Annotated in this window: 19 protein-coding genes, 3 tRNA genes and 1 pseudogene; 5 read left to right on the top strand and 18 right to left on the bottom strand. The window is 69.2% G+C overall.

Annotated elements, in window-relative coordinates; all coding sequences use genetic code 11:
* Positions 1-63: 63 nt before the first annotated feature.
* The 9 genes from rpoB to J5X86_RS05895 all read right to left on the bottom strand — a co-directional run bounded on the left by rpoB (position 64) and on the right by J5X86_RS05895 (position 9,328).
* Positions 64-3,546, bottom strand: a complete 3,483-nt coding sequence (gene rpoB, locus J5X86_RS05935; RefSeq protein ID WP_078642905.1) for a DNA-directed RNA polymerase subunit beta — start codon at positions 3,544-3,546, stop codon at positions 64-66.
* Positions 3,547-4,134: 588 nt separating this feature from the next.
* A complete protein-coding gene (rplL, locus tag J5X86_RS05930; RefSeq protein ID WP_014054150.1) occupies positions 4,135-4,524 on the bottom strand; it encodes a 50S ribosomal protein L7/L12 in 390 nt (129 codons plus the stop codon).
* 84 nt (positions 4,525-4,608) lie between these two features.
* A complete protein-coding gene (gene rplJ / locus J5X86_RS05925; RefSeq protein WP_014054149.1) occupies positions 4,609-5,169 on the bottom strand; it encodes a 50S ribosomal protein L10 in 561 nt (186 codons plus the stop codon).
* Between the two features lie 275 nt (positions 5,170-5,444).
* Positions 5,445-6,275 (bottom strand): hypothetical protein, encoded by an 831-nt coding sequence (locus J5X86_RS05920; protein WP_078642904.1) that lies wholly within the window; start codon positions 6,273-6,275, stop codon positions 5,445-5,447.
* Between the two features lie 205 nt (positions 6,276-6,480).
* Positions 6,481-7,200, bottom strand: coding sequence for a 50S ribosomal protein L1 (gene rplA / locus J5X86_RS05915; protein WP_014054147.1), 720 nt, complete (start codon positions 7,198-7,200; stop codon positions 6,481-6,483).
* A gap of 94 nt (positions 7,201-7,294) precedes the next feature.
* Positions 7,295-7,729 (bottom strand): 50S ribosomal protein L11, encoded by a 435-nt coding sequence (gene rplK / locus J5X86_RS05910; RefSeq protein WP_044571693.1) that lies wholly within the window; start codon positions 7,727-7,729, stop codon positions 7,295-7,297.
* A 165-nt stretch (positions 7,730-7,894) separates the two neighbouring features.
* Entirely contained in the window at positions 7,895-8,770 is an 876-nt protein-coding gene (nusG, locus tag J5X86_RS05905; protein ID WP_208515745.1) for a transcription termination/antitermination protein NusG, read from the bottom strand.
* Positions 8,771-8,853: 83 nt separating this feature from the next.
* Complete coding sequence (secE, locus tag J5X86_RS05900; protein ID WP_043235335.1) at positions 8,854-9,147, bottom strand: preprotein translocase subunit SecE; 294 nt, start codon at positions 9,145-9,147, stop codon at positions 8,854-8,856.
* Positions 9,148-9,255: 108 nt separating this feature from the next.
* A tRNA-Trp gene (locus J5X86_RS05895) sits at positions 9,256-9,328 on the bottom strand.
* Between the two features lie 181 nt (positions 9,329-9,509).
* On the opposite strand from J5X86_RS05895, the gene J5X86_RS05890 reads away from it, so the two are divergent.
* Complete coding sequence (locus J5X86_RS05890; RefSeq protein WP_208515744.1) at positions 9,510-10,748, top strand: pyridoxal phosphate-dependent aminotransferase; 1,239 nt, start codon at positions 9,510-9,512, stop codon at positions 10,746-10,748.
* A gap of 132 nt (positions 10,749-10,880) precedes the next feature.
* The gene (locus tag J5X86_RS05885; protein WP_208515743.1) at positions 10,881-11,894 is read left to right on the top strand and encodes an adenosine deaminase; all 1,014 of its coding nucleotides are present in this window, start codon (positions 10,881-10,883) and stop codon (positions 11,892-11,894) included.
* Positions 11,895-11,927: 33 nt separating this feature from the next.
* On the opposite strand, the gene J5X86_RS05880 is transcribed toward J5X86_RS05885, so the two are convergent.
* The 6 genes from J5X86_RS05880 to J5X86_RS05855 all read right to left on the bottom strand — a co-directional run bounded on the left by J5X86_RS05880 (position 11,928) and on the right by J5X86_RS05855 (position 14,594).
* Positions 11,928-12,983, bottom strand: a complete 1,056-nt coding sequence (locus J5X86_RS05880) for a UDP-N-acetylmuramate dehydrogenase (RefSeq protein WP_208515742.1) — start codon at positions 12,981-12,983, stop codon at positions 11,928-11,930.
* 165 nt (positions 12,984-13,148) lie between these two features.
* Positions 13,149-13,586, bottom strand: coding sequence for a MaoC family dehydratase (locus J5X86_RS05875; protein ID WP_208515741.1), 438 nt, complete (start codon positions 13,584-13,586; stop codon positions 13,149-13,151).
* The gene (locus J5X86_RS05870; protein WP_059148990.1) at positions 13,583-14,053 is read right to left on the bottom strand and encodes a MaoC family dehydratase N-terminal domain-containing protein; all 471 of its coding nucleotides are present in this window, start codon (positions 14,051-14,053) and stop codon (positions 13,583-13,585) included. The genes J5X86_RS05875 and J5X86_RS05870 overlap by 4 nt, the downstream gene beginning before the upstream one ends.
* An 84-nt stretch (positions 14,054-14,137) precedes the next feature.
* Entirely contained in the window at positions 14,138-14,302 is a 165-nt protein-coding gene (gene rpmG, locus J5X86_RS05865; protein WP_009715907.1) for a 50S ribosomal protein L33, read from the bottom strand.
* 86 nt (positions 14,303-14,388) lie between these two features.
* Positions 14,389-14,461 (bottom strand) — tRNA-Met (locus tag J5X86_RS05860).
* 60 nt (positions 14,462-14,521) lie between these two features.
* A tRNA-Thr gene (locus tag J5X86_RS05855) sits at positions 14,522-14,594 on the bottom strand.
* Positions 14,595-14,917: 323 nt separating this feature from the next.
* On the opposite strand from J5X86_RS05855, the gene J5X86_RS05850 reads away from it, so the two are divergent.
* Together J5X86_RS05850 and J5X86_RS05845 are read left to right on the top strand one after the other, a co-directional pair.
* Positions 14,918-16,204, top strand: coding sequence for a hydrolase (locus J5X86_RS05850; protein ID WP_208515740.1), 1,287 nt, complete (start codon positions 14,918-14,920; stop codon positions 16,202-16,204).
* Between the two features lie 24 nt (positions 16,205-16,228).
* A complete protein-coding gene (locus J5X86_RS05845) occupies positions 16,229-16,897 on the top strand; it encodes an NAD(P)H-binding protein (protein ID WP_208515739.1) in 669 nt (222 codons plus the stop codon).
* A 171-nt stretch (positions 16,898-17,068) separates the two neighbouring features.
* Here the strand turns inward: J5X86_RS05845 and J5X86_RS05840 are convergent, their stop codons facing one another.
* Entirely contained in the window at positions 17,069-17,572 is a 504-nt protein-coding gene (locus J5X86_RS05840) for a DUF3574 domain-containing protein (protein ID WP_208515738.1), read from the bottom strand.
* A 234-nt stretch (positions 17,573-17,806) separates the two neighbouring features.
* The gene (locus tag J5X86_RS05835) at positions 17,807-18,676 is read right to left on the bottom strand and encodes a DUF1206 domain-containing protein (protein ID WP_243979615.1); all 870 of its coding nucleotides are present in this window, start codon (positions 18,674-18,676) and stop codon (positions 17,807-17,809) included.
* Positions 18,677-18,819: 143 nt separating this feature from the next.
* On the opposite strand from J5X86_RS05835, the gene J5X86_RS05830 reads away from it, so the two are divergent.
* On the top strand, positions 18,820-20,040 hold the full coding sequence (locus J5X86_RS05830; protein WP_208515737.1) for an amidohydrolase family protein: 1,221 nt from the start codon (positions 18,820-18,822) through the stop codon (positions 20,038-20,040).
* 223 nt (positions 20,041-20,263) lie between these two features.
* On the opposite strand, the pseudogene J5X86_RS52785 reads toward J5X86_RS05830, so the two are convergent.
* Positions 20,264-20,479: pseudogene (locus J5X86_RS52785) on the bottom strand (MscL family protein); the annotation flags it as partial.
* Between the last annotated feature and the right edge of the window lie 8 nt (positions 20,480-20,487).

The following is a 20,487-nucleotide window of genomic DNA, read 5'->3' as shown; positions in this document are numbered from 1 at the left end:
GGTCTGACTGGGGGTCCGGGGAGAGGCCGGGGCTGAGCGTACGTACCGCCCCGGCCAGACCCGTCAGACCTCTTCGACGCTGCTCGGCTCGCGCCGGGACAGGTCGATACCGAGCTCCTCCGCAGCGCGGAAGACGTCCTCGTCGGTGTCGCGCATCTCGATGGACATGCCGTCGGACGACAGCACCTCCACGTTGAGGCACAGGGACTGCATCTCCTTGATGAGCACCTTGAAGGACTCGGGGATGCCGGGCTCGGGAATGTTCTCGCCCTTGACGATGGCCTCGTAGACCTTCACGCGGCCGGTCACGTCGTCGGACTTGATGGTCAGCAGCTCCTGGAGGGCGTACGCGGCGCCGTAAGCCTCCAGCGCCCACACCTCCATCTCGCCGAAGCGCTGGCCACCGAACTGAGCCTTACCACCCAGCGGCTGCTGGGTGATCATCGAGTACGGACCGGTGGAACGGGCGTGCAGCTTGTCGTCCACCAGGTGGTGCAGCTTGAGGATGTACATGTAGCCGACCGAGATCGGCTCCGGGAACGGCTCACCGGAGCGGCCGTCGAAGAGCCGGGCCTTGCCGGACGACTGGACCAGGCGGTCGCCGTCGCGGTTCGGGATCGTCGAGTCGAAGAGACCGGCGATCTCGTCCTCGCGGGCGCCGTCGAAGACCGGGGTCGCGACGTTGGTGCCGGGCTGGACCTCGTCGGCGCCGATGGCCTGGAGCCGCTGCATCCAGTCCTCGGAGCCCTCGACCTTCCAGCCGCGAGAGGCCAGCCAGCCGAGGTGGATCTCCAGGACCTGTCCCGGGTTCATTCGGGACGGGACACCCAGCGGGTTGAGGATGATGTCGACCGGGGTGCCGTCCTCCAGGAACGGCATGTCCTCGACCGGCAGGATCTTGGAGATGACGCCCTTGTTGCCGTGACGGCCGGCGAGCTTGTCACCATCGGTGATCTTGCGCTTCTGCGCCACGTAGACGCGGACCAGCTGGTTCACGCCCGGCGGCAGCTCGTCGCCCTCTTCGCGGTCGAAGACGCGGACGCCGATGACCTTGCCGATCTCACCGTGCGGCACCTTCAGCGAGGTGTCACGGACCTCACGGGCCTTCTCACCGAAGATCGCGCGCAGCAGCCGCTCCTCCGGGGTCAGCTCGGTCTCACCCTTCGGGGTGACCTTGCCGACCAGGATGTCGCCGGCGACGACCTCGGCACCGATCCGGATGATGCCGCGCTCGTCGAGGTCGGCGAGGACCTCCTCGGAGACGTTCGGGATGTCCCGGGTGATCTCCTCGGGGCCGAGCTTGGTGTCCCGGGCGTCGACCTCGTGCTCCTCGATGTGGATCGAGGAGAGGACGTCGTCCTGCACCAGACGCTGGCTGAGGATGATCGCGTCCTCGTAGTTGTGGCCCTCCCACGGCATGAACGCCACCAGGAGGTTCTTGCCGAGCGCCATCTCGCCGTCCTCGGTGGACGGGCCGTCGGCCAGCACCTGGCCGGCGATCACCCGCGCACCCTCGTCCACGACGACCTTCTGGTTGAAGGAGGTGCCCTGGTTGGAGCGGGAGAACTTGGCCACCCGGTAGGTGGTGTAGGTGCCGTCGTCGTTGGCCACCGTCACGTAGTCGGCGGAGACCTCCTGGACGACACCGTCCTTCTCGGCCTTGATGACGTCGCCGGCGTCGACCGCACAGCGGTACTCCATGCCAGTGCCGACCAGCGGGGACTCCGCCTTGATCAGCGGCACGGCCTGGCGCATCATGTTCGAGCCCATGAGCGCGCGGTTGGCGTCGTCGTGCTCGAGGAAGGGGATCATCGCGGTCGCGACCGACACCATCTGGCGCGGCGAGACGTCCATGTAGTCGACGTCGTCGCCGGGGATGTAGTCGACCTCGCCGCCACGGCGGCGGACCAGGACACGGTTCTCGGCGAAGCGCAGGTCGTCCGCCAGCGGGGCGTTGGCCTGCGCGATGACGAAGCGGTCCTCTTCATCGGCGGTCAGGTAGTCGACGTCGTCGGTGACGACACCGTCGACGACCTTGCGGTACGGGGTCTCGATGAAACCGAACGCGTTGACCCGGCCGTACGAGGCGAGCGAGCCGATCAGACCGATGTTCGGGCCTTCGGGCGTCTCGATCGGGCACATGCGGCCGTAGTGCGACGGGTGCACGTCACGGACCTCGAAGCCCGCCCGCTCACGGGAGAGACCACCGGGGCCGAGCGCGTTCAGACGGCGCTTGTGGGTCAGACCCGACAGCGGGTTCGTCTGGTCCATGAACTGCGACAGCTGGCTGGTGCCGAAGAACTCCTTGATGGAGGCGACGACCGGCCGGATGTTGATCAGGGTCTGCGGCGTGATCGCCTCGACGTCCTGAGTCGTCATGCGCTCACGCACGACGCGCTCCATACGGGCCAGACCCGTGCGGACCTGGTTCTGGATCAGCTCGCCGACGTTACGGATACGGCGGTTGCCGAAGTGGTCGATGTCGTCGGTCTCGACGACCACGGACTGGCCGTTGTCCCCGACGGTCTCGGTCTCACCGGCGTGCAGCTTCACCAGGTACTTGATCGAGGCGATGACGTCCTCGACCGTCAGGACACCCGCGTCCAGCGGAGCGGCCGAACCCAGCTTCTTGTTGACCTTGTAGCGGCCGACCTTCGCGAGGTCGTAGCGCTTCGGGTTGAAGTAGAGGTTCTCGAGCAGCGTCTGCGCGGCCTCACGCGTGGGGGGCTCGCCCGGACGCAGCTTGCGGTAGATGTCGAGCAGCGCGTCGTCCTGGCCCTGGGTGTGGTCCTTCTCCAGGGTGGCGCGCATCGACTCGTACTCGCCGAACTCCTCCAGGATCTGCTCGGTCGTCCAACCGAGAGCCTTCAGGAGAACGGTGACGGACTGCTTGCGCTTGCGGTCGATGCGCACACCGACCATGTCGCGCTTGTCGATCTCCATCTCCAGCCAGGCACCCCGGGAGGGGATGACCTTGACGGAGAAGATGTCCTTGTCGGACGTCTTGTCGATGGAGGAGTCGAAGTAGACACCCGGCGAGCGGACCAGCTGCGAGACGACGACACGCTCGGTGCCGTTGATGCAGAAGGTGCCCTTGTCGGTCATGAGCGGGAAGTCGCCCATGAAGACCGTCTGGGACTTGATCTCGCCGGTCTCGTTGTTGGTGAACTCGGCCGTGACGAAGAGCGGAGCTGCGTAGGTGAAGTCACGCTCCTTGCACTCGTCGATCGAGTTCTTCGGCGGCTCGAAACGGTGATCACGGAAAGTCAGGGACATCGACCCGGAGAAGTCCTCGATCGGGGAGATCTCCTCGAAGATCTCTTCCAGACCGGACTTGGTGGGGACGTCCTGACCGCTGTCCAGCGCAGCCTCGACGCGAGCCTTCCAGGCGGCATTGCCGAGCAGCCAATCGAAGCTCTCGGTCTGCAGCGCGAGGAGGTTCGGAACCTCGAGAGGCTCCCTGATCTTCGCAAAGGAGATGCGCAGCGGGGCGGTGCTGGCGCCATTGTTCGTATTGGCAGTCGAGGCGTTGCGCGAGGCGGCCAAGAGGGGGTCCTTCCGAGGGCTCGGACTCACTACGCGCGTACCGGTCCTACCGAGAGCCCATGGATGAAATCCCTGGTCAGGGTGTTTCCATCAGTAGTGCTCGAAGGTAGGTATGCCCCTGGTGACGGGCAGGGAGCAGCTAACAGGCAGCGCAAAGGGTCAGTGTAGCCACTTGGCACACTGATGTCCAGCGCCGAGTTCCTGAGACCGGCAGTGCCAATCTCTCCCTCCGGTGAGGGGCGCGCCCCTCGTTGTCTTCATCCGCCCTGTCGGCAGCCCGCGCGCTCGATGCGCATACCGATACTGCCCGCTTCGCCGACGATCCATGCCTCGGACTTTTGGATCGATGTGGCGTCGCGTCCTGAGAATTGCGCGCTGCGTGCCGTTCGTCAAGGCCCCCCACTCCGGCGAGATCGTCACAGGGCGTGGCGACAGGCAACGAAGATCACCCTACCTCCACAACCCCGTAAGACAATGTAGCCGTGACGGGAACGCCGAAGGGCGACCACCCGAACGGGTGATCGCCCTTGGCTGGAACCGGGCCGCGCCGCCGGACGTCCTACCGGCGTGTGGCGGCGGACCGAGAGGTCACTTGACCTCGACGGAGGCGCCGGCGCCCTTGAGGGACTCGGCGGCCTTCTCGGCGGCGTCCTTGGCGACCTTCTCGAGAACGGGCTTCGGGGCGCCGTCCACGAGGTCCTTGGCCTCCTTCAGACCCAGGGAGGTCAGCTCACGCACAACCTTGATGACCTGGATCTTCTTGTCGCCGGCGCCGGTGAGGATGACGTCGAACTCGTCCTGCTCCTCCTCGGCCGGGGCAGCGGCACCCGGGGCGCCCGGGGCGGCGGCCACGACGGCGGCCGGGGCGGCGGCGGTGACGTCGAACTTCTCCTCGAAGGCCTTCACGAACTCGGAGAGCTCGATGAGGGTCATCTCCTCGAACTGCGCGAGCAGGTCGTCCTGGCTGAGCTTCGCCATGATGGCGGTCCTTCCACTAATTCGGCAGGTGGTGCCGGATGAACATGTCGGCGGGCTTCCCGGCCCGCTGCGACCGGAGCCTGATTACTCGGACTCGGCCTCGGCGGGAGCCGGGGATTCGGCACCGCCCTGCTCGGCCTGCTTCTGCCGGAGCGCCTCGGCGGTCCGGATGAACTTGGACAGCGGGGCCTGGAAGAGCGCGGCAGCCTGGGACTGCTTGGCCTTCATCGCACCCGCCAGCTTGGCGAGCAGCACCTCACGGGACTCGAGGTCCGCGAGCTTCTTGATCTCATCGGCGGACAGCGCCTTGCCATCAAGGACACCGCCCTTGATGACGAGAGCGGGGTTCTCCTTGGCGAAGTCACGGAGACCCTTCGCCGCCTCGACCGGGTCACCGGTCACGAAGGCGACGGCCGACGAACCCGCGAACAGGTCGTCGAGCTGGTTGATCCCGGCCTCGTTGGCCGCGATCTTGGTCAGCGTGTTCTTCACCACACGGTACTGAACGTTCTCACCGAGCGAACGGCGCAGCTCCTTGAGCTGCGCAACGGTGAGACCGGTGTACGCGGTCACGAGAGCCGCGTGGGAGGTGCGGAACTTCTCCCGCATCTCGTCGACGGCTGCGACCTTGTCAGGACTCGCCATGAGCCTCGGCCTCCTTCCGGGTGATGAGGACCGCTACGGCCTGAAGGAAGGAGACTGGACAATGCGAAAACGCCCCGGCGCAGGCGCTCGGGGCGTAACTCGACCGGCACAGGCTCACGGCCCGTTCGGGAGTTCAACCACATACACCTACGCAGGTCGCCCGCAGCTAGCGGATCCTTCAGCCACCGAACCCCTCACGGGGGCACAGCGACAACCAGCGGTCTTTGGCTTCTGTAGGAGATTACGCGAACGGGCCGCGGCCAGGCAAATCGGCTCTACTGCTGGAGCATGTCCTGGAAGTCAACGGTGTCCGAGGACGTCGGCTCCTCGACCGTCACGGCGGTGCCGTAGTCCGAGTAGTAGACGGTGGAGTCGTAGGAGCCGTTGTTGCTCTGGGCCTGCTCACGCTTCTTGACCAGCAGGTTCTGGTCGTCGACCCACAGGTCGATGGTCTCGGTGTCCATGCCGGAGGTCTCCAGCTGCTTCTGCAGAGCGTCCAGGTCCGACTGGCTCAGCTCCTTGGACTGCATCTTGGCGATCTCGGAGACCTTGACCGTGCCCGTGTAGTGCGTGGCCTTGACGCCCTTCACGTTCTCCGAGCCCACGCTCTTGACCTTGCCGGTGGCGAGCAGCAGCTCGACCGAGCGCGACGGGTTGTTGTTCTGCATCTGGTCCTTCAGGAACGCGCCCGAGGGACCGGCCTTCTGGGCCAGCACGTCATAGTCGTACTTCACCCAGTGCTTGCCACTGCCGGCCTGCGCGGCGAACTCGTCGCCCATGTTCAGGAACATCGCGTCCGGGGTGTAGCGCGCGTCCATCGCCTTGCCCTCGATCGGGGAGGAGGCGATGGCGCCACCGCTCTGGGTGATGGACATGTTGGCCCGGATGCCGTTGGCCCAGTCCATGGAGCCGGACATCTGCGAGTTCTGCTCGCCCATCTTGGTGGTGCCCTCGACCTTGGCCGAGTTCTTCTGGTCAGTCCGCTGCGAGGCCAGTTTGAGCGCCGCCAGCGGGCTCATCGCGGACTGGCCGGACTTGTCGCCCGTCTTCTCGCCGGCCTTGTCGTCGTCGGACTTCTCGCTCCCGCACGCGGTGAGGCCGACCATGAGAACGACGCTTCCAGCGGCTATAGCCCAACGCGCACCGACATGAGTACCGCGCACGGCTCCCCCTTATTTTTTATTTCTCTTTTACGTCTGCAGTGACTTTAGCGGAGCGGACCGACAACGGAAGACGCCGGGCCCCCGCACCTTCGACGCGGTGCGGGGGCCCGGCGGTTGCACACCGTGGTGCGCTGGTTCAGGGGCGGCCTCAGACGGCCTCTTCCTCGACCAGCAGGTTGCGGGTGCGGTTGGCGTCCAGCGGGATGCCGGGGCCCATCGTGGTGGTCAGGGTCGCCTTCTTGATGTAGCGGCCCTTCGCGGCGGACGGCTTGAGACGGTTGATCTCCTCCAGCGCCGCGGCGTAGTTCTCCACCAGCTTGGTCTCGTCGAACGAGAGCTTGCCGATGATGAAGTGCAGGTTGGAGTGCTTGTCGACGCGGAACTCGATCTTGCCGCCCTTGATCTCCGTGACGGCCTTGGCCACGTCCGGGGTGACGGTTCCGGTCTTCGGGTTCGGCATCAGACCACGCGGACCGAGCACCCGGCCCAGGCGGCCGACCTTGCCCATGAGGTCCGGGGTGGCGACGACGGCGTCGAAGTCCAGACGCCCCTTGGACACCTCGTCGATGAGCTCGTCGGAGCCGACGATGTCGGCGCCGGCGGCCTCCGCGGCCGCAGCACGGTCACCGGTCGCGAAGACCAGGACCCGGGCGGTCTTACCGGTGCCGTGCGGCAGGTTCACGGTGCCGCGGACCATCTGGTCGGCCTTGCGCGGGTCGACGCCCAGGCGCATGGCGACCTCGACGGTCGCGTCGAACTTGGTCGCGGAGGTGTCCTTCGCGAGACGGACGGCCTCGAGCGGGGCGTAGTTGCGCTCCCGGTCGATCTTGGCCTCTGCAGCGCGGAGAGTCTTGCTGCGCTTGCTCACTGTTGCTCCTGATGTTGTGGAGTTCGTGGTCCGGGCCAGCGCTTGGCCCTGCCACACGTGGCTGCGGGGGCTTTGAGCCCTCGCCGTGGAGGTGTCAGCCCTCGACCGTGATGCCCATGGAACGGGCGGTGCCGGCGATGATCTTCTCGGCGGCGTCCAGGTCGTTGGCGTTCAGGTCGGGCATCTTGGTGGTGGCGATCTCACGCACCTGGTCGCGGCTGATCTTGGCGACCTTGGTCTTGTGCGGCTCGCCGGAGCCCTTCTCCACGCCCGCGGCCTTGAGGATCAGCTTGGCGGCCGGCGGGGTCTTGGTCACGAAGGTGAAGGAGCGGTCCTCGTAGACCGTGATCTCCACCGGCACGACCATGCCACGCTGCGACTCGGTCGCGGCGTTGTAGGCCTTGCAGAACTCCATGATGTTGACGCCGTGCTGGCCCAGCGCGGGGCCGACCGGCGGGGCCGGGTTCGCGGCGCCGGCCTGGATCTGGAGCTTGATCAGCCCCGTGACCTTCTTCTTCTTGGGAGGCATGCTCTCTCCGGGTCCTAGTGAGAGGTGGTTCGCCTCCGAACCGGATCATCCGGATGGAGGCATACCGCACAACGATAACGGGTATAGGTGTGCGCCTTAAAACCGAGCAGGTCAGACCGGCCGCGAAAGCCCGTCTGACCTGTTCGGAAGTTCTGGTGAGGAGACTCAGTTCTTCTGGATCTGGTCGAAGCTCAGCTCGACCGGGGTCTCCCGGCCGAAGATCTCCACCAGGCCCTTGACCTTCTTCGAGTCGGCGTTGATCTCGTTGATCGTCGCCTGCAGGGTCGCGAACGGGCCGTCGGTGACCGTGACCGAGTCGCCGACCTCGAAGTCCAGCACCTGGACCTCGACCTTGCGGCTCGGCGCCGGCATGCCGCTCTCCTCGGCGGCGGCCTTGGCGGCCTTCTCCTCGGCCTCGGGGGCGAGCATCTTGACGATCTCGTCCAGGGTCAGCGGGTACGGGTCGTAGGCGTTGCCCACGAAGCCGGTGACACCCGGAGTGTTGCGGACGACGCCCCACGACTCGTTCGTCAGGTCCATGCGGACGAGCACATAGCCGGGCAGCTTGTTCTGCCGGACGTTCTTGCGCTCGCCGTTCTTGATCTGGACGATCTCTTCCTCGGGGACCTCGGCCTGATAGATGAAGTCCTCGACGTTCAGCGAGACGGCACGCTGCTCCAGGTTGGCCTTCACGCGCTTCTCGTAGCCCGCGTAGGTGTGGATCACGTACCACTCACCGGGCAGTCCGCGCAGCTCCTCGCGGAGCGCCTCGACCGGGTCGACCTCGATCTCGGCCGCGCCCTCAGCTTCCGCCTCGGCCGCGTCCTCTGCCTCGTCCAGCCCGTCCGGCTCGGCCTCGGGGGCCGCATCGGCCTCGAGGGCGTCCTCGCCCTCGACATGCAACGCGTCCTCCTCGGCGGGCACGCCCGCTGAGGCGTCGGCTGCTTCAGCCTGGTCGGAGTCCGCCGCCTCAACGATGTCGAGCTCGTCCTCACGGGACTCGACGGGCTCGGCGGCGCCGTTCAGGTTCGGGTCAGACACTGTGGCTGCTTCTTCCTGGCTTCAAGGGGGTGGAACGTGCGAAAGAGGCGACGCCGGGACGGCGGCCGCCTTTCGCGTGGGTCTCAGCCAAAGACGTACTTGATGGCGTTATTGAACCCATAGTCAATCACGGTCACGATGCCGATCATGATGAGGACGAAAACGATCACCACACTGGTGTACGTCGACAGCTGACCGCGGGTGGGCCAGACGACCTTCCGCAGCTCAGCGATGATCTGGCGGTAGAAGAGCGCGAGGCGGCCGAAGGGCCCCTTCTTCGCGCGCTTGCCACCACGGCGACCCCGCTTGGTCGCCACCTCGTCCTCATCGGGACGACCGCTCTCAGGCGTCGCGGTGGAGCCAAGGGCTTCCGTCACTCGTCCTCACCTGAATCCGGGTCGTGGCCGTGCCGCGTCCGGCCCGGCCGCACAGCGGTGCTTGTCCTTGCGTACGCATGCACGCACCCTGATCACAAGTGCGTGTAGCAGGGCCGGAGGGACTTGAACCCCCAACCGCTGGTTTTGGAGACCAGTGCTCTACCAATTGAGCTACGACCCTTCGCGGCACCACCAACCTACCGCATACATCCGGCTGCACGGAGTGTGCGGTCGGATGCGGCTGTTGATCGGCCAACGACGGTTGAGTGTACGTGCTTGGCGGCCGGGCGTCGAACGAGAAGCGCGCGAAGTCTCCGCAAACCCGTGTGCCACCCATTTCGCCCGTCTGCGACGATGCATCTATGACCGCTGCTACTCCCCCCGTACAGTCCCCGACCGACCGGCGGGTATCGGCCCGGATCGGCTCGATCTCCGAGTCCGCGACCCTCGCCGTCGACGCCAAGGCCAAGGCCCTCAAGGCCGCCGGCCGTCCGGTGATCGGCTTCGGCGCCGGTGAGCCCGACTTCCCCACGCCCGACTACGTCGTCGACGCCGCGGCGGCGGCCTGCCGCGACCCGAAGTACCACCGCTACACGCCGGCCGGCGGGCTCCCCGAGCTCAAGGCCGCGATCGCCGCGAAGACGCTGCGCGACAGCGGGTACGAGGTCGAGGCGGCCCAGGTCCTGGTGACCAACGGCGGCAAGCAGGCGATCTACGAGGCGTTCGCCGCGATCCTGGACCCGGGCGACGAGGTCATCGTCCCCGCGCCCTACTGGACCACCTACCCGGAGTCGATCCGGCTGGCCGGCGGTGTCCCGGTGGAGGTCGTCGCCGACGAGACGACCGGCTACCGCGTCTCCGTCGAGCAGCTGGAGGCGGCCCGCACCGAGCACACCAAGGTGCTGCTCTTCGTCTCCCCCTCGAACCCCACCGGCGCGGTCTACAGCCGTGAGCAGATCGAGGAGGTCGGCCGCTGGGCCGCCGAGCACGGGCTGTGGGTGCTGACCGACGAGATCTACGAGCACCTGGTCTACGGCGACGCGGAGTTCCACTCGCTGCCGGTCGTGGTGCCCGAGCTGCGCGACAAGTGCATCGTGGTCAACGGTGTCGCGAAGACGTACGCGATGACCGGCTGGCGGGTGGGCTGGGTCATCGGCCCCAAGGACGTCATCAAGGCCGCGACCAACCTGCAGTCGCACGCCACCTCGAATGTGAGCAATGTCGCTCAGGTCGCCGCGCTGGCCGCCGTCTCCGGCGATCTCGACGCCGTGGCCACGATGCGCGAGGCGTTCGACCGCCGCCGCCGCACCATCGTGCGGATGCTGAACGAGATCGACGGCGTCGAGTGCCCGGAGCCGGAGGGCGCCTTCTACGTCTATCCCTCGGTCAAGGGGCTGCTCGGCAAGGAGATCCGCGGCAAGCGGCCGCGGACCAGCGTCGAACTGGCGGAGCTGATCCTGGAGGAGGCCGAGGTCGCGGTGGTGCCGGGCGAGGCTTTCGGCACCCCGGGCTATCTGCGGCTGTCGTACGCGCTGGGCGACGAGGACCTCGTCGAGGGCGTCTCCCGGCTGCAGAAGCTGCTGGGCGAGGCGAGCGCGTAAGGCGCGCGGGTCGCACGCACGTAGGGAACGGGCCGGAATCCGCGGGGGCGGATCCGGCCCTTCCTCATGTGTGCACCTCCCCGTTCGGGGAAAGCGGTACCGGCGGATCCGCTCGTGCGGCAGGATCTGCAGATGGCACGCGATGTACACCTGCTCCCCAAAGCGCATCTGCATCTTCACTTCACCGGCTCCATGCGCCCCGCGACCCTCCTGGAACTCGCCGACAAGTACGGCGTCCACCTGCCCGAGGCACTGAGCGGCGGTGAGCCGCCGAAGTTGCGGGCCACCGATGAGCGCGGCTGGTTCCGCTTCCAGCGGCTGTACGACATCGCACGATCCTGCCTGCGGGACGCCGACGACATCCGGCGGCTGGTGCGCGAGGCGGCCCAGGAGGACGTGCGGGACGGGGCCCAGTGGCTGGAGATCCAGGTCGACCCCACCTCGTACGCCCCGCGTCTGGGCGGGCTGATCCCGGCGATGGAGGTCATCCTGGACGCGGTCGAGAGCGCCTCCGCGGACACCGGGCTGGGGATCAGGGTGCTGGTCGCCGCCAACCGCATGAAGCATCCGCTGGAGGCGCGCACCCTCGCCCGGCTCGCGGTGCGCTACGCGGACCGCGGTGTGGTCGGCTTCGGCCTCTCCAACGACGAGCGGCGCGGATTCGCCCGTGACTTCGACCGGGCCTTCGCCATCGCCCGGGAGGGCGGGCTGCTGGCCGCGCCGCACGGCGGCGAGCTGTCGGGCGCCGGCAGCGTGCGGGACTGCCTGGACGACCTCGGCGCGGCCCGGGTCGGCCACGGGGTGCGCGCGGCGGAGGACCCACGGCTGCTCGCCAAGCTCGCCGAGCGCCAGGTGACCTGCGAGGTGTGTCCCTCGTCGAACGTGGCGCTCGGGGTCTACGAGAAGCCGGAGGACGTCCCGCTGCGGACGCTCTACGACGCGGGGGTGCCGATGGCGCTCGGGGCGGACGACCCACTGCTCTTCGGCTCGCGGCTGGCGGCGCAGTACGAGCTGGTGCGCGAGCACCACGGCTTCACGGACGCCGAACTGGCCGAGCTGGCGCGCCAGTCGGTGCGCGGGTCGGCCGCGCCGGAGGAGGTCCGGCAGCGGATGCTGACGGAGATCGACGACTGGCTGGCGGGCTGATCCCACATACGGTTTTCCGTATGTGGTCGTGGATCAGAGGCTCACGCCGACCGTCACCGGCTCGTTGACGAGGGTCACCCCGAACGCCCCCTCGACCCCGGCCACCACCTCGCGGGCCAGCGCCAGCAGATCCTCGGTCGTGGCCTCGCCCCGGTTGGTGAGGGCGAGCGTGTGCTTGGTGGAGATCCGGGCCGGGCCGGTGCCGTAGCCCTTGGTGAAGCCCGCCTTGTCGATCAGCCAGGCCGCTGAGGTCTTGATCAGACCGTCGCCCGCCGGGAAGGCGGGCGGCGCGGTGTCCGGGCCCAGGCGGTCGGCGACGCGGGCCAGGAAGGCGGCGTAGGCGTCCTCGGTGAGCACCGGGTTGGTGAAGAACGACCCGGCGGACCAGGAGTCGTGGTCCCCCGGGTCGAGCACCATGCCCTTGCCCGCGCGCAGTCCCAGGACGGTCTCGCGGGCGACGGCGGCCGGCACCCGGTCCCCCACCTCGACGCCGAGTACCCGCGCGGTCTCGGCGTACCGGACGGGCGCGGAGAGGCCGCCCGCGTCCTCCAGCTCGAAGCGGACCCGGAGCACCACATGGCGGTCGGGGTCGGCCTTGAAGCGGCTGTGGCGGTAGGAGAAGGCGCAGTCGGCGTTCGGGATCGTGACGACCTCGTCGGCGCGGCGGTCGTAGGCGATCACCTCGGTGATCGTGGCGGAGACCTCCTGGCCGTAGGCGCCGACGTTCTGTATCGGCGTGGCCCCCGCGGAGCCGGGGATTCCGGCGAGGCATTCGATGCCCGCGAGCCCGGCCCGGACCGTACGGGCCACGGCGTCCGACCAGTTCTCGCCCGCGGCGAGCTCCAGGCGGGTGCCGTCGAGCGTGAAGCCGCTGGTCGCGATCTGCAGGGCGGTGCCGTCGAAGCCCTTGTCGGCGATGACCAGATTGCTGCCGCCGCCGATCACCAGCAGCGGGGTTCCGGCCGCGTCGGCCGCCCGGACCGCGGCGATGACCTCGTCGTCGGTCGTGGCCGTGAGCAGCCGGTTGGCCGGTCCGCCGAGGCGGAAGGTGGTGAGGGGGGCGAGAGGGGCGTCGTGGAGTTCCTGCACGCGCTCAAGAGTACGGGGGCGCCCCCTGGGGCCCTGGGGTGGCCGCCCCCGGTGTGGGGAGTCCGGGGGCCGACGGGGCGTGCGCCCCGTAAGGGGCTCAGGCGGGCTTCACACGCTGTGGCGCGCTCTCATCCGCCGGGGGGCCGCTCCGGCGCGGTCGAGGGCTCAGACGAGCCGTACGACGGCGCGGGCCCGGCCCAGCACCTTCTGGCCGGCGCTGGTCGCCGTGATGTCGAGGCGCACCGTACGGGCCTCGTCGTCCAGTTTGGCGGTGACCTTGGCGCCGATCTCGATGAGCGCGCCCTTGTCGTCGTTGGGGACCACGACCGGCCTGGTGAAGCGGACGCCGTACTCGACCAGGGCGCCGGGGTCGCCGGCCCACTCGGTCACCACGCGGGCCGCCTGGGCCATGGTGTAGGCGCCGTGCGCGATGACGTCGGGGAGGCCGACATCCTTGGCGAACTTCTCATTCCAGTGGATCGGATTGAAGTCGCCCGACGCGCCCGCGTACCGCACGAGGTCGGCGCGGTTCACCCGGAACTCGCGCATCGGCACCTCGGTGCCGACCTCCACGGCGTCGTACGAGATCTTGGCCGTCGTCATCTGCTCTCCTCCACCTCTGCGTCGGCGGCGCGGGCCACCAGCGTCGTGAACGACGTCGCTACATGATCACCCGCCTTGTCGTGGACCTCACCGCGGACGGACAGGATGTCGTTGCCGGCCAGCGACTTGATCGAGTCGATGATCGAGGTGACCGACAGGTGGTCCCCCGCGCGGACCGGGCGGGTGTACTCGAACTGCTGATCGCCGTGGACCACCCGGCTGTAGTCCAGCCCCAGTTGCGGGTCCTCGACAACCTGCTTCCCGGCCGCCTTGAAGGTGATCGTGAAAATGAACGTCGGCGGGGCGATCACGTCGGGGTAGCCGAGGGCCCTGGCCGCCTCGGGGTCGGTGTAGACCGGATTGGTGTCACCCAGGGACTCGGCGAATTCCCGGATCTTCTCCCGGCCGACCTCGTAGGCCGCGGTGGGCGGGTAGGTCCGCCCTACGAAGGACTGGTCGAGCGCCATCGGCGCACACCTCCTGCGATTGAATTACCAACGAAACGAGGCCGCCCCCCGCGAGTGGGGGCGGCCTCGAATGAGAGCTTATTGCTATCGCGTCTCACGGTGCGCGGTGTGCGCGTTGCAACGCGGGCAGTGCTTCTTGATCTCAAGCCGATCCGGGTCGTTGCGCCGGTTCTTCTTGGTGATGTAGTTCCGCTCCTTGCACTCCACGCAGGCCAGCGTGATCTTCGGGCGGACGTCGGTGGCAGCCACGTGAGTGCTCCTTGACGAACGGATAAAGGATTAACGCAGAAAGAGTAGCCGATCGAAGGACCGACCCCGCAATCGGCTACTGTCAGTAGCGGTGACCGGACTTGAACCGGTGACACAGCGATTATGAGCCGCTTGCTCTACCGACTGAGCTACACCGCTGTGATGCGAGTGACTCCCCGCTCGACACAGCGTAGTCGAACGGGAAACCTCACACATCAGAGCCCCAATACGGAATCGAACCGTAGACCTTCTCCTTACCATGGAGACGCTCTGCCGACTGAGCTATTGGGGCGAGCGATGAAGACATTACACGGTCGGCCGCCGAAGGTGAAATCCGTATCGACCCCTCGTCACCCTGGGCTCAGGCACCACACCGGTACGACTATTCGGCTCCTCCGCGAAGCCGCCCCCACCGGGTCCTAGGCTTCGGATCGCACCCGCGTGATCTTGGCTGCGCACGCATCCGACGCGTGCCCGGCGCCTTGCTCGTCGCCTTACCCCTCGCGTGCTCGGCGCGTACCCGTGGCGCCCTGGCGACACCGCCACCGCCCTCGTCACGCAACCGTCGCGCGCCCCTGTGCGCCCCGCGTACGCCCTGCGAATCCCAGGAGTGCGATGCCCGAGAGCCAGCAGCAGCCGCAGCAGCCTCAGCAGCCGCCCAGGAACGGCGGCGCGGGCCCCGAGCCCACCGCTCTGGTGCTCGGCGGCGTCCGGCTCACCGACGGGCGCACCGTGGACGTCCGGCTCAGCGGCGGGCGGATCGAGGCCGTGGGCACGGCCGGCAGCCTCGTCCCCGGCACCCGGCTGGACCTCGGCGGCTATCTGCTGTTGCCCGCCCCCGCCGAACCCCACGCCCACTGCGACACCGCCCTTACGGCCGACATGGCGGGCCCGGTCCCGTACGTCCCCGGGGACATCCAGCGCCGCACCGTCGAGGCCGCGCTGCTCCAGCTCGGCCACGGGGCGACCGCGCTGCGCACCCATGTCCGCATCGGCGGAGTGCACGGGCTGCGCTCCCTGGAGGCGGTCCTGGAGGCCGGCCGGACCCTGCGCGGGCTCACGGAGCTGAGCGCGGTGGCGGTGCCCCGGGTGCTGACCGGCGCCGCCGGGGCGGACGGCCTGGCGATGCTGCGGGACGCGGTGGAGATGGGCGCGGCGGTCATCGGCGGCTGCCCCGACCTCGACCCGGACCCGACCGGCCACGCCGAGGCCGTCCTCGATCTCGCCGCCCGCCATGGCTGCGCCGTCGATCTGCATACGGACGGTGACGACCCGGCCCGCCTCGCCCGGCTCGCGGCGATGGCCGGGGGCTTGCGGCCGGGCGTCACCATCGGCCCCTGCGGCGGGCTGCCCCGGCTGCCCCTGGAGAGCGCGGGGAGGATCGCCGAGCGGCTGGCGGCGGCCGGGGTGACCGTCGTCTGCCTCCCCCAGGGCGACTGCGCCGGGCTGGAGCACCAGGGGATGCGGGGAGCGCGCCCCTGTGCCTGCGCGCCGGTGCGGCTGCTGCGCGCCGCGGGCGTCCGGGTGGCCGCGGGCAGCGGGGCGCTGCGGGACGCGGTCAACCCGGTGGGGCGGGGCGATCCCCTGGAGGCCGCCTTTCTGCTGGCGTCCCGGGGCGAGCTGCGGCCACAGGAGGCGTACGAGGCGGTGTGCGGGCGGGCCCGGGCCGCGATGGGGCTCGCCGAGGTGCGGGTGGAGGCCGGTTTCCCGGCGGAGCTGCTCGCGGTGCGCGGGGACGGGCTCGCGGGGGTGCTCTCGCTCGCGTACAGCAGGGTCGTGGTGCACCGGGGCCGGGTGGTGGCCCGTACCAGCGCGGTGCGGGAGTACTGCGACTCGGCGGCCGCGGTGGCGCTGGACCTGCCCCGGCAGGCGCGGTCGCAGAGCGGCGGCGAGCAACAGTAGGCCGCACGGCGTACGGTCGGGATCATGCGCATTGTCATCGCTGGTGGACATGGACAGATCGCGCTGCGGCTGGAGCAATTGCTCACCGCGCGCGGAGACGAAGTGGCGGGCATCATCCGCAAGCCGGAACAGGCGGGCGACCTGCTGACGTCGGGTACCGAACCCGTCGTCTGCGACCTCGAGTCGGCCTCGCTGGAGGACGTGGTCAAGCATCTGGAGGACGCGGACGCGGCCGTCTTCGCTGCCGGGGCGGGCCCCGGCAGCGGTGCCGCCCGTAAGGACACCGTCGACCACCGGTCCGCGGTGCTCTTCGCGGACGCGGCCGAACGGGCGGGGGCCCGGCGGTTCCTGATCGTCTCCTCGATGGGCGCGTCCCACGAGCCGCCGCCGGACACCGACCCGGTCTTCGCCGCCTATCTGCGCGCCAAGGCCGCGGCGGACGACGACATCCGCGCCCGGGACGGCCTCGACTGGACCGTGCTGCGCCCGGGCCGGCTGACGAACGACCCGGGCACGGGCCGGGTGAAACTGGCCGAACACACGGGCCGGGCCGAGGTCACCCGCGACGATGTGGCGGCGGTCCTGGCCGCCCTCCTGGACGAGCCGCGTACGGCGGGCCGCACGCTGGAGCTGATCAACGGCGACACGCCGGTGGCGGACGCGGTGGCGGCGGTCGCCGCCGAGCGGGGCTGAGGCGCGGGGGTAGCCGGGGCGGCCGGGGTGGTCGGTTCCGGCCCGATGGCTCACGGGGGGGTCGGTTCCGGCCCGATGGCTCACGGGGGGGGTCGGTTCCGGCCCGATGGCTCATGGGGTGGTCGGCTCCGGCCCGATGGCTCACGGGGTGGTCGGCTCCGGCCCGATGGCTCAGAAGTCCACCCGGGCCGGGGCGTCGGCCCGGGCCACGGACTCCTGGGCGTACTGCCGCTCGTACGCCGTCCGGATCCGTTCGATCCGCGGGTCCTGCGTCGGGGCCTCGGACGTCGGGTAGAGCAGGATCACCTCGTACGAGCGCTCCCGCTCGATCGTCCCGTTCTGGTCCCGCCACTGCCCCCGGCCGTCGTGGATCGTCAGGCCGGCGGGGAAGCGCGGAGTGATCTGCCGGTCCACGAAGGCCAGGAACTGCTTCTCGGTGACGGGCGGCCCGCCGTCGGGTCGCTCGGTGCCGAAGAAGAGCCGGGTCTCGACGTACGGCTTACCCCGGTCCACGGCGCCGGAGACCGCGGCGTCGGAGGCCGTCGCGGCGGGCGGGTCGTCCAGCGCGGCGTACGCGGCGACGGGGGTGGCGGCCGCGAGGGCGAAGGCCGCCCCGATGGCGGCGATACGGGCGCGGGGCTTCATGGCCGGCACGCGGGGCCTGATGGTCGGCATCGTCCGATGGTCCCGGCGCCCGGAACCCCGGGGAAGACCGCCTTACGGGGCACATCCGTGCGAGACGCGCGAGGCGCGGGGGCGGGGCCCGGTGCCAGGGGACACAGGGACAACGAGGGACAGCAGACGGCCGGCCCCGAGAACCCGAGACCCCGGCACAGGAATCGCGCTCAGACCCGGCGCCACGAGCACAGGGACAGAGCCAGGCCCGACCCCCAGGCATGAGCAGCGCGCTCAGACCCGCCGCCACCGGGCCATCGCGAACGAGAACACCCCGAAGAGCGCCAGTCCCAGCGCGACCGCCATCAGCAGCCAGGGCCCCGCCGCCGTCCCGGCAAAGGTCCGCAGGGTGTCGTCGATGCCCTTCGCCTTGCCCGGGTCGTAGCGCACGGCGGCCGAGAGCGCGAAGCCACCCGCCACCGCGAACACGGCCCCGCGGGCCACCCCGCCGCAGACCCCCAGCGCCTCCACGGCCCGCCGCGTCCGCCGGGACATCGCGCCCACCTTGAGGTGCTTGCGGAAGCCGCGCCGCAGCGCCCGTACGGCGATCCACACCCCGGCCGCGGCCACCGCGGTCCCGCCGGCGGCGACCAGCCACCGGCCGTACGGCAGGTCGAGCGCGCGGGCCGTCACGTCCTGGGACTGGCGGTCGCTGGAGCCGCTGCCCTGCTCGCCGGTGGCGAAGGAGAGCACGGAGTACGCCACGACGCCGTAGAAGACCGCACGGGCCGCCCCCGCCAGCCGCTTGCGTGCCGCGCCCCCGTCCGGCCCCGCGGCCCCGAAGACCGCCTCGGACAGCCGCCACAGCGCCATGCAGACCAGCCCGATGCCGACCGCCCAGACCAGCGCCGCGCCGAACGGCTGCTGGGCGAGGACCTGGAGGGCCCCGCCCCGGTCGGCCTGCTCGCCGCGGTCGCCCAAGGCGATGCGCAGCGCCAGGACGCCGATGAGCAGATAGAGCACCCCCCGGGTGGCCAGCCCCCAGCGGGCCGCCGCCTCGATGGCCCGGCTGCCCGCCTCGCGTGGGGTACGTGTGCGCGTTGCCGAACCCAGTCCGCGTGCGATCGACGATGCGTTCACCGTTTCCTCCCGGTTGTCGCACATCGTGTGCCCTGGACGTAGGTGCGGAAACGGGACTTTCTCTTGTTGGTTGAAGCGATCCGCCCTACTCTGCCGCCAGAATCTGACGAACCGTCAGATCAATCGGAGCGACAGGATCACCACGAATAGACCGGGGAGATGGCGAGATGACCGACGAGACGAACGGCACGACCGAGCTGCCTCGGGTCATCAGCGTCGATGACCATGTGATCGAGCCCGCGCACCTCTTCGAGACCTGGCTCCCGGCCAAGTACCGGGACCGCGGCCCCAAGCCCCTCACGGCCGGGATCGGCGAACTGGCCTATGTCGGCGGCAAGTACAAGTTCACCACCGACCCGGACGGCCAGCTGACCGACTGGTGGAGTTACGAGGGCGACCTCTTCCCCTACAAGCGGATCATCGCCGCCGTCGGCTTCTCCCGCGACGAGATGACCCTCGACGGCATCACCCGCGAGCAGATGCGCCGCGGCTGCTGGGACCCCAAGGACCGGCTCGCCGACATGGACCTCAACCATGTCGAGGCGTCGCTGTGCTTCCCGACCTTCCCCCGCTTCTGCGGCCAGACCTTCGCCGAAGCGAACGACAAGGAGGTCGGACTGGCGTGCGTCCGGGCGTACAACGACTGGATGGTCGAGGAGTGGTGCGGCGACAGCGGTGGACGCCTCATCCCGCTCTGCCTGATCCCCCTGTGGGACGTCGACCTCGCTGTGCGGGAGATCCGCCGTAACGCGGCCCGCGGCGTCCGCGCGGTGACCTTCAGCGAGATCCCCACCTACCTCGGGCTCCCCAGCATCCACAGCGGCTACTGGGACCCCTTCTTCGCCGAGTGCGAGGCCACGGGGACGGTCGTGTGCATGCACATCGGCTCCTCCTCCCAGATGCCTGCCGCCTCCCCCGACGCCCCGCCCGCCGTCCAGGCCGCCTTAAGCTTCAACAACGCCATGGCCTCGATGATGGACTTCCTCTTCAGCGGCGTCCTGGTCTCCTTCCCGCGCCTCAAGCTGGCCTACGCCGAGGGCCAGATGGGCTGGATCCCCTACGCCCTGGAGCGCGCCGACGACGTCTGGGAGGAGCACCGCGCCTGGGGCGGCGTCCGCGACCTCATCCCCGAGCCGCCGTCCACGTACTACTACCGGCAGATCTACTGCTGCTTCTTCCGCGACAAGCACGGGGTCGCGTCGCTCGACACGATCGGCGTGGACAACGCCACCTTCGAGACCGACTACCCCCACGTCGACTCCACCTGGCCGCACACCCGCCGCATCGCCGCCGAGCATGTCGCCGGACTCTCCCCCGAGACCACGTACAAGATCCTCCGCGGCAACGCGATCCGCATGCTGGAGCTGGACCTCGACGGGGCGCGGTAGGCGGGGGCGGGCGGCCAGGCGGCCGATCGGCCCGGCGACTAATCCATCCGTGGCTGATCCGAGCCGCGTAACGGCACTTGCGCGCCGCCTCGGGGATGTCCTCGGCGAGGCATTCCGGGCAGGTCTTGACCGGGCCCGGCTCGCCGAAGACCTCCGCGCCCCGGCGGGCCTGGGTGTACTTGTACGGCATGACGATCAGGAAGTAGATGACGGCCATGAAGATGATGAAGTAGATCAGGGCGGAGATGAACGACCCGATGTTGATGTAGGTCGCGTTGTTCCCCTCGTCTCCGAGCTGCCAGCCGAGCCCGGCCGACTTGCCGCCCTGGAGCCGGGCGATGATCGGGTTGATCACGGAGTCGGTGAACGCCTTGATCAGCGTCGAGAACGCCAGCGCTGTGACCAGGCCGATGGCGACAACAATGACATCACCGCGCATGAGGAAGT

This window comes from Streptomyces sp. NEAU-YJ-81 (assembly GCF_017592595.1).
GTDB lineage: Bacteria > Actinomycetota > Actinomycetes > Streptomycetales > Streptomycetaceae > Streptomyces > Streptomyces hygroscopicus_B.
Note: the sequence above shows the minus strand (reverse complement) of the source record. Positions and strands in the feature narration are given on the sequence as shown.